At 60.3% G+C, this 12000-nt stretch carries 8 protein-coding genes; 1 reads left to right on the top strand and 7 read right to left on the bottom strand.

Features of this window, described 5'->3' with window-relative positions:
* Positions 1–48: 48 nt before the first annotated feature.
* From G5A46_RS18555 to G5A46_RS18585, 7 genes are all read right to left on the bottom strand, one after another.
* A complete protein-coding gene (locus tag G5A46_RS18555; RefSeq protein WP_163851999.1) occupies positions 49–1524 on the bottom strand; it encodes an argonaute/piwi family protein in 1476 nt (491 codons plus the stop codon).
* Positions 1521–2855, bottom strand: coding sequence for a DUF4365 domain-containing protein (locus G5A46_RS18560; RefSeq protein ID WP_066010410.1), 1335 nt, complete (start codon positions 2853–2855; stop codon positions 1521–1523). The genes G5A46_RS18555 and G5A46_RS18560 overlap by 4 nt, the downstream gene beginning before the upstream one ends.
* A gap of 192 nt (positions 2856–3047) precedes the next feature.
* Positions 3048–5027, bottom strand: a complete 1980-nt coding sequence (locus G5A46_RS18565; RefSeq protein WP_163852066.1) for a type IV secretory system conjugative DNA transfer family protein — start codon at positions 5025–5027, stop codon at positions 3048–3050.
* A gap of 8 nt (positions 5028–5035) precedes the next feature.
* Positions 5036–7369, bottom strand: coding sequence for a relaxase/mobilization nuclease domain-containing protein (locus G5A46_RS18570; RefSeq protein ID WP_163852000.1), 2334 nt, complete (start codon positions 7367–7369; stop codon positions 5036–5038).
* Positions 7356–7949 (bottom strand): helix-turn-helix domain-containing protein, encoded by a 594-nt coding sequence (locus G5A46_RS18575; RefSeq protein ID WP_163852001.1) that lies wholly within the window; start codon positions 7947–7949, stop codon positions 7356–7358. The genes G5A46_RS18570 and G5A46_RS18575 overlap by 14 nt, the downstream gene beginning before the upstream one ends.
* Positions 7950–8511: 562 nt before the next feature.
* On the bottom strand, positions 8512–8718 hold the full coding sequence (locus G5A46_RS18580) for a hypothetical protein (protein ID WP_007120662.1): 207 nt from the start codon (positions 8716–8718) through the stop codon (positions 8512–8514).
* A gap of 535 nt (positions 8719–9253) precedes the next feature.
* Positions 9254–10183, bottom strand: a complete 930-nt coding sequence (locus G5A46_RS18585) for a DUF2493 domain-containing protein (protein ID WP_163852003.1) — start codon at positions 10181–10183, stop codon at positions 9254–9256.
* An 843-nt stretch (positions 10184–11026) separates the two neighbouring features.
* Between G5A46_RS18585 and G5A46_RS18590 the strand changes: the two genes are divergently transcribed.
* On the top strand, positions 11027–11995 hold the full coding sequence (locus G5A46_RS18590; RefSeq protein WP_197060313.1) for an AAA family ATPase: 969 nt from the start codon (positions 11027–11029) through the stop codon (positions 11993–11995).
* Positions 11996–12000: the final 5 nt, after the last annotated feature.

Consider the following 12000-nt stretch of genomic DNA (forward strand, 5'->3'; position numbering starts at 1 on the left):
TATTTTTTCAAATCGGTTTTCTGCAAATTCCCGAAGGCCCAAGAGGCTCTAAATGTACTTCCGATAGTCACTGCTGACCTTTTGCCCCGAGGGAACGTATTTCAATACGTCACCAACCTTACGGGCTGCTCGGATCGGAATCGGCAAGCGTTGGTTCATCTGGGTCGAGTTCCAGTTCACCTTCGTGAGGCTGAAAACTTCCTTCGCAATCTGTTCGATTGTGCTCTCGCTTTGCGGGTGTGGACAGAGCAACAGGGGGTTCGGGACATAGAGGCCAGGATAGGTCCCATAGTAGGGAATGCTGCCGTTGGTATAGAGCAGCCCATTGCCGTCCAGTTCAACGAAGGTGCCGCGGAGGACAGGGAAGTCGCCGTCGCGCAGCACCTTGACTGAATAGCTCTCATGAATCCAAACGAGATCGCGCAGTTCCACACCTGCCTCGTCGAGCGCCTTGCCAACACCCTCGGCCTCGTCCTCGCGAAAGCGCGACGTCTTCATGACGATCACGCGTGCCGGCATCGTTCTATGGACCGACTTGTAGGCGGCCAAGGCGCTCTCGGTAAGCTTGTGAGCCTCATCGATAGTGAGGAACGGGTGGCGACCCCGCGACTCTGACTGTGCAGGACCGCCTCTAAGAATAAACCCTCTGCCCCGCTCGTCGAACATTTGCGCAGCACTGGTCCATATCTCGTCGGTTTCGGCATCCTTGAAAAAGCTGATGCCAATGTAACAGGCGGTGAACTCGCCTTCTTCCGGCAATCTGCGCCAGGGCACCTTGCCGCTGCCCTTATAGTAGAGCGTCGTCATAAGGTTCCATGCGAGGTCAGCTCGGTCTTGGGTTTGGCGGTCAGAGTTCTCCTTGATTTTGCGAGGGATCTTGGCATCGGGGTTGATGACATCCTCCCAAACAATCTGAATTGAGAATCTGAGGTCCATCGCTCTGGCCTTGAGCAAGCCACGGAAGTTCGGAGAGGTTTCTCTGCCAGCTTTCGCGTCGGCCGCTTCGTCCTCTATAACTTCGTCATCGCGCGCCCGCTCGTTTCTCCAGACCCGTTCGATCAACTTGACAGGGAGAGAAACCATGACCACGTCCGGCCGTTCATGATGCCCCTCCAGCTTTTCCAGTTGCGCCATAACTGCGTCGACGGCCATCTCCACAGCACGCGCATCGCTCGGTTCCTTGGCAATCTTCTCGATCTGACCTTTGGTCAGTACTCCATCTTCGGCAGCCACCATTTCAAACCGGCACCGATAGGGGTTCTGGTTTCTCAACCCGGGGAAATCCGGGTGCAGGTTCGGGTGCTTTTCGGTCTTACCCTCGAACCCATCTTCGATCGCATTCAGAAACTCGCCTGATTTTTCGACGGTCAGAGCGCTGCCAACAACGCCGACTTTGATCGTGTCCCCCAGGTTCGTTTGCAACGGGCCCGCCTGTAGCAACCCCAATCGTGGATCAGGATGATGGTGTTGGTCACCAAATTCCAGTTCAGGCTCCGGGAAGATCTTTGTCTTGAAGTCGCTCATAGGTCGAAGCTGCCTTGTTCATTCGAGCCGGACGGCTTCCTCGACTTTTGCGCCTTCGCGCCCCACACGTCCTCGGGCACACTCTTCGGCAGTTCGATGGAAGGCGGGTCACCAAACTTGATGATACGATCCGTCTTGGTGTCGGGTGCCAGCAGTTCGCCGGCATCTTCAAATTCCAGACCTGACAGCAATCGATGCCACATGATCACCTGGCCTCGAACGGTGCTGTTTGTGTCGAGGCGCTTCTTCCCGGACAACAAGGCATCCGGATAGTTGAGCGCGCGCGCTCCATCCGAAGTGAAGTAGTAGGATGGGTTGATGATCAGGTACCATTGGTCCGCCAAGCGCTCGAACCGGGGATGGAATGAATGGTGCCGCACATAGTCGATGGGCCCCTCCCCCTTCGACTTCTGATAGACGCTGACAACGTCGGCCTGTGTCTTCTGCTTCGCACCAAGATAGCGAAACTTGCGCGCGACGCCTCCAGGTGTCGGCAAGAAGTAGAACTGCTTTTTCTTTCGGTCCCATCCAAGCAAATCCCGAAAGTCATGCGCCAGAGTATGTCGCAACAGGCCCGCAAATTTGTGCTGCTGATCTACGGCGTCGTGTTGTGCCAGAAAGTCGGTTTCGATCCGTTCGACCTGATCCCGCTCAACTAGGTCGCGAACGGGTGTGGTTAGCGGGTCGCAGAATGTCCAAAGCGAGGTTTCATCGATCATCCAATCGTACCGTTGGCCTTCCCGGACCTTATTCATCCGGGCGAGCGCCTTCTGGGTGGAGAGCTGTGTCTGTGCGACGAAGATTTCCTCAGGAAGCTGCAATGGCACCATGTTGATGATCGCGTCCTCCCCTCCCCCAAGTGGCGGGACGTAGTAACCGTGTCCTTGCTTGGCGACGGTCAGGGCAGCGAGGCGATCCTTCGCACGTCCGTCCAAGACGTCGCGCTCCTTGTCGAACTGCAATGTGCGTTCGGCCTCGCCAACGAGGTTTTCGAGCGACTTCCAGAAGAATGTGTCATCTAATTGCCTGTAGAGAACTAGGATGACGGGTAGGTTGGAGCCACGCCAATAGTCGAAATCTGAAGCGCGGACACGATAGGTGAAACCGGCGTTCGTCTCGCCGACATAGCTGCCACGCTCAGTAGCCTTGACCTGAACGGCAATCATCTTCGCAGTCGGCTGATCATCGTCCATCACCTCAGCGATGCCGTCTATCCCTGCTTCCAACCGCGAACGCCCATCGAATTGGAACCCAATTCGCAAGAATTGAAGATTAGCCGCCTTCTCCCCGATTTCGCCAATTCGCTGGCTGGTTGTAACTTTCTTATTCACATCTCGATTCCCGAAAACAGGCTTTTCGAGATTTAACACTTTATCTGGAGCAACATAAGGGAGGAGCAACAAGATATGGAGGTTACCCTTGCAAAGGGTCAAACCTGATAGAGAGCGAAATCTCAGACTTCTAGAACGCGGCTGGTGACCACCTCTTACTGCATCAACTTCTGGATGTAACAACCCATCAAGTTAGAGCCCCTGTGTTAGGGCTGTCTCCAACTCGCCCAAATCATGTACGGCCGTTCGTACCTGCTCGACATCCGCATCTTTCACCGAACCAAGAGCAGCCACTTCCCCCCCAAAATCCATTTCAATCTGTCGCTGTTCCTCGGCGATAACGGCTTGAACGACCGGCGAAGTTTTCTTTGGAGCGACATCAGTTTTCCCTGACGATTGGCCATCAGCAGCCTGGCGTTCGGCCTCAACGTCGGCCTCGGATCCGCCAGACCCGTCCAGTGGCGGTGTCATCGGCATGGCGCGCATGCTCAGCGGCAGCGTGCCTTGCGGCCCCCCTCCCCCCGGCTCTGGAAATGGCAACTCGCCTGTCTGCGCCGCATGGATGGCCTTAAACAGCCGGTCGTCAAAATACTGGATCCGCTTCGCCCGGACAGGCATCTGGGCATCGATCACCATGACGATCTCGTCGAGCGGCAAGCGGCGCGCCTCATCTTCGGGCAGCAGAGAGCTCTCTTCAGTCCGTGTAGATTGGCTGCGCCCTTCGAAGGGGTTCTTGCCGATGGACTGGGAGCGCGTGATGACGGTTTTCGTGGTCTTGCCGACAGCCTTGCTGAGCTCTTCGACGGTTTTTTCATCCGACGGCGTCAGGTAAAGCTTCACGCCGGCATTGCCCTGCAGCGCACGGCGGGTGTTCTCGCCATAGATTTCATCGAGGGCGGGGATGGTTTGGGTTACCACGGCCAGGTGACCACGATAGGTCCGCAGGGTCTCGATGCTCTCGACCACGATGGGCATCTTGCCCAAGCGATTGAACTCGTCGAGCATGATCATCACCGGCCAGGGCTCATCCGGCCCGGGATCCTTCTCCTGCATGGCGGAGAGAAGATCGGAGAAGAAGAGCCGGATCAGCGGCGCGAGGGGTTTCACCATCAGCGGCTGGACGACAAGATAGACCGAAAAGGGCTTCTTGCGGATCGTCCGGAAATCAAAGTCCGACACCGCCGTTGCCTCGTCGATCGCCGGGTTCTGCCATTGATCGAGCCCGGAGGTCATCAGGAGCGAGACATAAGAGGTCAGCGTGTCGTTATTGGTCGAAGCGAGCCGCGTGAAGATCAGCTTGGCGGACCTGTTGTCCACCTCGTGGCCCCGCGCGAAGTATTCCTTCTGCTTGTTCCCGCCCGAAGCGGCGATGCGATAGATCTCGCCCAAGGTCGGACGCTTGCGCTGGAAGGCCAAGAGCCCTGCCGCCACAAAGAGATCAATCCCGCCTTTCAGAAGGCCCTGCACCCGGTCGTTGTCGCTTTGCAGGAACAGCGTCGCTAAGAGCTGCAATTCCATCTGCTGGCGCGCGGGATCTTTCAGTTGATAGATGCGCAAGAGCGGGTTGTAGCGATGCGTGCGCTTGCCCTCCCAATCGGTGGGGGCAAAGCGATAGACCTTGTCGCCTTGGACTGCGCGGTGGCGGGCCGTGGCCTCGAAACACTCGCCCTTCACATCGAGCATCACGGCGGAGCCTTGCCAGGTCAGCAGGTTCGGAATGACAAAGCCCGTGGTCTTGCCACGGCCCGTGGGCGCCACGATCAGCGCATGCGGAAAGACCTTGGAGCAAATGTATCTTGCGCGGGAGCCCGGCGTCCCCAGCTTGCCGAGGATGAACCCGGTCCCTGGCGCCCCGAAGAACCCATTTGCCTTCATTTCGCGCGCGGTCTGCCAATGGGTCTGGCCAAAGCGTGTGAGGGCCGATCCCGACAGGGCGAGGCTCAGCATCAGGCCGGCGGCGGCGAAGCTGCCGATGATCAGGTGAATAAGTTGGGCATCCTCCGGGCGGCGATCGAGAATCGCCAGATAGTTCTGCGCGATATAGGCAAAGTCGATCTCGGCCCCAAATCCGAGATCCTGGTAGGTCAGCACCGCCGAGGCGATGGTATAGCCCATGGCGGCGGTCACCAGCGTCACCAGCAAGACCCCTGTTGCGATCCGCGCTTTTCCCATGGAGGCGCTCAATGGACCTGTCCCCGCTCGGTCTCGCCATCCACGTCTGTCGCGCGCTGTTTTTCATACTCAGCGTCGGCGAGATCATCGACCACCTGGCGCAAGGCCTCCGTGTTGGCCGTCGCTGCATCCGATTGCAGATAGACCTTGGCGACATAGAGCCGGTCGAGGCGGTCCTCGAGTACCTTGTCCAGCGCATCGGCATCGCCGGATGTGAGGCGGCCCAATTGGCGGTCATCCAGCACCCGCGAATGCTCCTCGCGGAAGGCGTCCCGCTCCGCCTCGGTCTCGAAGGGCGCGGACAACTCTCCCGCCCGCTCATGGTCCAGGACGCGCGCAATCTCGCCTGCGAGGCGGTCGGACCGGTCAAACTGCGGTGCAGTTTCATCCCCTGTCGCGAGGGTCTCCTCGCGCGTGCCAACCCCAATCCCGTCGCGCAACTCGGTTTCGCGGCGGACCTGATTGATGGCCTCCGTGTCGCGTATCTCCACAACGGCCGCATAGGTCGCGCCGAGCCCGCGGGCGAGGTGGGACGGCATGTCCGGATAGCGCTCCGAGATGTCATCCGCGACCGCATCTGCAACAGGCGTGCGGAGGTCGCGTGCCTCCATGATCCGGTCGACCTCGCGGGTGATCTCGCTGGCGCGGGCCGCGTCGGTGATGGTCTCCCTGTAGGGCTCGGACCGGTCGATCACATCGCCAGGACGTGCGAGCAGCTCCGGATGTACCTCGAGATACGCGCGCTGCTCTGTTTCGATCCGGCGCTCCGCCTTTGAGGCCACCTCCCAGTCCCGGTCCTCGATCTCCTGCGTTGTCAAACCCTCGGCGCGCATCTCATGACGGATTGTCCCTTCCATCTCCCGCACCGCGTCCTCGTGATAGTGGAACCGCTCGCTGACCGCGTCCTCCTCCACGACACCGTCCCGGCGCAGCACGTTATCCCGTTCCAGCAGCGTGCCAAGCTCGACATGGACATCGTTGAGAATGTCGCGCGCCTGTTCCAGATCAGCGCGACGCTCGAGGTTCAGGTCCCGCGTCTCGGCCACCTTGGAGAGATCATCGGCGATCCATTGATGTTCAAGCGCGGCATTCGAGGCCCCGGTCTCGATCCGGGCGACCACTTCCGCTGTGCTGATCCCGGTGCCGCGCAGGGCAGTGTCTATGCGCGACCGCAAGTCCGTCTCGGCCAGACGGTCCAGCTGACTGGTGTCGATGTTCGCCTCGGAATAGATCCCACCCTCCGAGGGGGCGTCTGATAGCGTGGATGATCGCAAACCGAGAGGCTGCATGTGCTGGACCTGCGTTTGGATCTCGATGAGGCGTTTTTCCAGCAGGGGGCGTTCCGAGTCCGCCTTCTCGGCGATCATGCCCTGTACCCGCGCGAGCTTCTCCGCATAGAGGCTTCTTAGATCCTCGAAACTTTGATCCTCTGCCATATACACATCTCCTGTTCGGTCCACCTGCCCGCCATGCGCCAAGACCTCGCCCGCGCGAAAGAGGGCTGTGGCAATATCCTCGCGGGCCTCGCGCGAAGCCTCCGCAGCAAGCGAGTGGTAGACAGTTCTGGTGTTGGCGATCTCCGCCAGCGTCCGCGCCAGGTCCTGCCCCACTCGTTCGCGCTCGCGGGGCGCGCGACCCTCTTCTTTCGCGGCGTAGACCTCGCTGGTCCGGGCGGGGTAATGCACAACCCCGCGATCCACACGCCGCGTGGCCTCCAGGCGCACACCATACTTCTCCGCCTCCTCGACCATGGCGAGGCGGAAGTCGTCATAGTTGAAGCGGTGGTTCCGCCCCAAGAAAAAGAACTCGCCTTCTTGCGAGCGGCGGTTCAGCACCAGATGCGCATGCGGGTGATCCCGGTCCTCATGCACCGCGATGATGTAGTCGAAATGCCCCGCGTCGGTCTGGAAGAACCGCTCGGCCACATCCGTCGCGATGTCGCGCACATCCTCGCCGCGCGTGCCGATCGGGAAAGACATGAGCATGTGGGTGGTCTGGCCAAGCTTGGGTTTGAAACCTGCATCCCACCGCTTGGCAAAGCGCTCGGTCAGATCCTTGATGTCCTTGGCCTCGAGCTTCGCCTTGCCATCGAGGAACCCGCTGCTGTCGACGATATAAGTGGACTTGGTGGTGAGGTACTCGAGCTGGTTTGCAAGCTGCGATTTGGTATGCGTACCGCCGCCCCGGATCGCCTTGAAGACGGCTGGCCGATGCCCTGCCGCCGCACGCACAAGCTGGCTCTGCTTGGCGACATGCAGCCCCTGCATCGAGCCCCGGATCCGGCTCCAGCCGTCCCGGAAGACCTCGCCCGTAACGGCATGGACGGCATCATTCAGCCGCATGCGCAAACTCCCTCAGCGCGGCCGTGGCCTGCAGCTGCATTGCGTCCCGACGGCGGCGCAGTAGCAGGTCGATCTCGTCAGCGGAATCCAGAATGAACCGCGCCAGCCCGCGCATCTGTGCGAGGCGCAATTCGGAGAACTCGGCAGGCGTACCACCATCGGCCCCCCGCCCTATCCGGTTGGCCCGCGTCATCTGCTTGGCGATCTGCGCGACCCCATTGCCGACCTCGTGCAAAGAGGCCCTGTATCGCGCCATCTCTGTTGCTATCTGTACGTCCGGAACGAACACTCCGCCAGCCGCTTGGATGAGCCGCCGCAGACCCTCGGCCCGGCTCTCAATCCCCGCCGCGGCCAACACTTCATCGAGCGCCTCAAGCTCCGCAGCCGTCACCTTCACGCTGACAGCGGAGACCGGGATCGCGGCATCCGTCTGGCGCTCGGCATCAGCTTTGAGCGTGTACTGGATCGCCCGGGGCGACACGCCAAACCGCTCCGCCAACACGGATGTAGACACACCTTCCGCAGCCTCGCGAACGATCTCCATGCGGTCCGCATCTGTGAGACGTTTTGAGCGCGACATGCGAAGAAAGACCCCCTATTTCCTGCCACCTTCCACCAAGGCTGTCCCTACCTTACGATAATATACCTAGCTGTCAATTATATACTTACGTTGCCTTCAGTCTCAGGCAGCCTTGGTGTCCGCTTCCCCCGCGGCCCGCAGGGACGCGGCTCTGCCGCCCTCACCACCGGGCGACCCACCTGTCCAATGGGTCCCCTTCCCCAGCACCGCCCGAGGGTCTGACCGAACACGCATGTGTTCGGTCAGACCCTCGGGCGGGCGCAAACCCCACCGACAGGGCGGACAGGCAGGGTCAAGGAGGGCCAGATTTGGGTCCCCAAATCTCTGCCGCAAAAACCGGGAGGCCCTGGCCGATGGGTTTTTGTGGATGGCCCCCTTGAGGCTGACTGGCCGGTCTGTCGCGGCCTGATCATTTCGGGGGGAGAGGGTCCCTTGATCGCGCAGCGACCGGCACCAAGAGGAGGTCGCTATCGGCGATCACCTACGCCGGTGACGGCATCTCTGGAACAGGGATCGGGCCGCCTCGAGATCGTCTCGGGGCGGCCCATCCTCGTCAGAGGATTCAGTCCTGGGGATCCTTCGCGCTCGGCGGGAACATCACCAGCTCCGAGACCGCGACGGGGAAGTCGAGCTTGAGGCTGAAGAACTCCGAGCCATCCCCATTGCGGGTGTTGCGGAACATCGCACCCACGCGCTGAAAACGGGTGCGCTCCTGGCCATCGGTGTCGGTGAACTTGACGGGGACGGTGGCGACGTAGTGGTTGGTCATTTGGGTCTCTCCTTTTTGCGATGGGGATCTGCCAGCACGGGGGCAAGAGGCCCGGTCGCAAGTGCAAATGCGGAGGGTTCGCGGCTCCGCCGTGGAAGCCGTATTTGTGCTTGCCGAAGCGTGAGCTGAGGGCACGATTGGGCCGACCCCGTGCGATCCACATCTATGAGCAAAAAGGAGTGATCCGGATGACCCCTGCCATCACGCCGCAGCCACCTTCCGCGTCCTAGTTCCGCCGATCCTGGCCGGGGTGCTGATGGAGCCCGCCCGCGTGGATGCGATGTTCCGAAACACCCCCCGAGGGTTGTGCAGGTCTTCAGCCTCATGTGCGACGTTTCGACCCCTCGGTCTTGCGCTGCTGACGATGTGCGAGGTGCGCACCATCCCCAGCCCGTACCGATGCGGATGGGCCGAACTCTGACGGGCTGGGTAGAGGGATGACGGTGCTGGACGCCGTGAGCTGCCGATCAAGTGTGACCGATCGCACGCGCCATGAGAAATGACGAAAGGGCCGCCCGAAGGCGACCCTCTCAATTCACTCCTGCGACGCCGTCTTCGCCGGGTCAGCAACCCGCATGACCGTCAGGCCTTTCGCTTCCGCCTTCTGCCCGAGGTTCAGCGCGACCCCGTTGCCGCCGAAGAGGACAACCCCCGTCGCTGCGAACTTGTCGTCCAGCATTTCGTCGTTGCACTTGAAGGGTGCCGCCCGTCCATGCGCGGACCAGCGCGGATCGAAGCGCGCCTGTGCTATCCCGCGTGCCCGGGCCCACCGAGCCGCAATCATCTCCGCGCCGTGCTTGCCACCCTTGTGGCAGAGGAAGATCTCCTGGTTGCGGTTCTGTTTGATCCGTTCGCGAACCTTGTCGAGCGTGTTGAAGATCACATCGACATCGGTCCAGTCGGTGGCGCCTGAGACGATCAGGGGCACCCCCTCGACTTTCGACTTCTCGGCGGTTTCGCGGTCGTGCTGCTCCAGAAGCTGCCGCGCCTCGAAGACCGCCCCGGTCTCTTGCGCCCGGACGCTTGCGCGCGACCCGGCTGCCGGGATGAAGGCTTGGCCCGTCTCGACCTCGTAGCATTCCGCCGCTGCTTCGCTCATCACCTCGATGGCGCCGACAATCTCGCGCAACTGCACAAAGCGCGCCTGCGCCTCTTCGAGCGCGGTCTCGGCGATCTCCGATCCGTCGTGAGATTTTGCCAGCGCGCCGATCTTGTCGGCGGTGCGGTCGACCTCCTTGCCAAGTGCCACCTTGCGCCGCTGCAGGATCGTGGCGAGCCCATGGGCCAGCGGTTCGATCTCTGCTTCAAGCCCGGTCCCGCGCAACTGCCCGAGCAAAGCCTCGAAGCTCTCGCGGATGATGCGGTCGGTCAGGATGTGATCTTCCGGGATCGGCAGCTGCGCGTCCTTCTCGGTCAGCCCAAAAAGTTCGATCGTCTCGTAGGTGTTTGCGGTGTCGTAAGCCATGTCTGGTCTCCAGTGTTCGGTTCCAAGGCCACCACGTGAGTGTGGGGGCATGGCCGAATGCCTGGTTTCCGAATCTGCCCGGGTCAGGGACGGCGCAGCCGCCGGCTTGCCGGGCGCAAAAGTTTTCCGCGTGCAGCAACTGACACATGCGCGCCCTCACGCACGGAACCGCCCCAAGCCACAGGCCCCGTCCTCGCCGAAAAGTTTTGCGATCCTTGACGCGGGCTGATTTGGGGGCCATCCGGAGGATATGCTTCCACGCTCATGTGTGTGTGTTTTGACGGTAGGTTTGCCCGACCCGAGCAGGCAAACGGCCCGACCGGACGCGGGAGACGGATGCAGCGGCGGGATCGTTTTGGCCTCGGGCCAAAACAGACCAGAGCGCAATCCGGCGGAGCGGCCAGGGAGAGACGTGCTCGCGAGGCGGGCAAACCGGGATGCCGGGTACGACGCCGCGGTGAGGCCGCATGGCCGAATGCGCGACGGACCGAAGGGCCGTTCTCCCCTGCGACACGCGCAGCCGAGCTGGGGAGGCCGCAAGGCTCTGGCCAAGGTTGATGTGCGGGCGACGCCGCTGCCGACTATAGGTATTGCTTGTCCGGGCATTCGACTTAAAGGGCGGGCGGACGTTCGCTGCGGCAGCGAAAAAAGTGAAGCAGGTCAAGAAAACCGGACGTTTGCCGTAAGATTTCGAACTGATTTGATGCGCCCTCAGCCTTTCTCGACACCGTGGCATGCCAACCCGGCTTTATCCAAATCAAGCGTCAAATTCGGTAGCGCTCGTCGCAATACTCGGCTACGATTTTACGAAAAGCAGGTGGTTGCATGGCACGCGGAGAACTGATGAAAAAGCTGTTGTCGAGCTACGGGCGCGACGATGAATTCCGTGGTGTTGTCGAACAGATCATCTCCGAAGAGGAAAAAAAGAACAACCGAGTGCTAGCACGGTCACTGCGCAAGGCACTGGATGGACTGACGACACGCCCGCAAGCCAAGGGTCTTTCTCCTTTGGTGCCGTTCCCAGACGAGGCCGGAGAGTTCATCCAGCGGATCGAACCCGTTCATACGCCCGATGACATTATCCTGACTCACGACAACATTGAGCTCTTCACTGGGCTACTGGATGAATTCCGAAAGTCCGAAACGATCAAGCGCCACGGGCTTCCCGTGCGTTCCAAACTACTGTTCTGCGGGCCACCTGGAACGGGCAAGACATTGTGTGCTGAGGTTTTTGCCGGCCAGCTGGGATTGCCGTTTTTCTTTGTCAAACTGGACAGCCTCATCTCTTCATTTTTGGGCGAGACTGCCACCAATATTCGCAAGACCTTTGAGTTTGCACGCCGCCAGCCATGCGTACTTTTTTTCGATGAATTTGACGCGATTGCGCGGTCGCGGGAAGAAGGCAACGATCACAGTGAACTGAGACGCGTGGTCAACAGTCTTCTGATCTTCATCGATCAGATACAGCCAGGTGGTTTTCTGATTGCCGCCACTAACCTGGACGCTCACCTTGATCCCGCCATATGGCGACGCTTCGATGAAGTAGTATGGTTTGACCATCCCGACGAAGCAATGGTCCGCAGGTATCTCACCAATGCGCTGAAAAACACCGAAACGGAGTTCGAAGCAGAGGATTTCGTTCAGAGCCTAGCTGATTATTCCTATGCCGAGCTTGAAAAAATTTGCAACCAGGCCAAGAAAATTTCTCTTCTTGATCGCCGAAAAAGCATTTCAAAGAAAGACTTTCGTGATGCCATCCGTTACGCTGAACGCCGCAGGATGCGATTAAGGAAATTATCGAACAACCAGTGAGGCCA

It is taken from the genome of Pseudooceanicola aestuarii (assembly GCF_010614805.1).
GTDB classification, from domain to species: domain Bacteria; phylum Pseudomonadota; class Alphaproteobacteria; order Rhodobacterales; family Rhodobacteraceae; genus Pseudooceanicola; species Pseudooceanicola aestuarii.

Bases quoted from the DNA above. Each gene is read 5' to 3' on its own strand.
- G5A46_RS18565 (WP_163852066.1), bottom strand. From the start codon at position 5,027: ATGGGAAAAGCGCGGATCGCAACAGGGGTCTTGCTGGTGACGCTGGTG.
- G5A46_RS18555 (WP_163851999.1), bottom strand. From the start codon at position 1,524: ATGAGCGACTTCAAGACAAAGATCTTCCCGGAGCCTGAACTGGAATTT.
- G5A46_RS18585 (WP_163852003.1), bottom strand. From the start codon at position 10,183: ATGGCTTACGACACCGCAAACACCTACGAGACGATCGAACTTTTTGGG.
- G5A46_RS18590 (WP_197060313.1), top strand. From the start codon at position 11,027: ATGAAAAAGCTGTTGTCGAGCTACGGGCGCGACGATGAATTCCGTGGT.
- G5A46_RS18580 (WP_007120662.1), bottom strand. From the start codon at position 8,718: ATGACCAACCACTACGTCGCCACCGTCCCCGTCAAGTTCACCGACACC.
- G5A46_RS18575 (WP_163852001.1), bottom strand. From the start codon at position 7,949: ATGTCGCGCTCAAAACGTCTCACAGATGCGGACCGCATGGAGATCGTT.
- G5A46_RS18570 (WP_163852000.1), bottom strand. From the start codon at position 7,369: ATGCGGCTGAATGATGCCGTCCATGCCGTTACGGGCGAGGTCTTCCGG.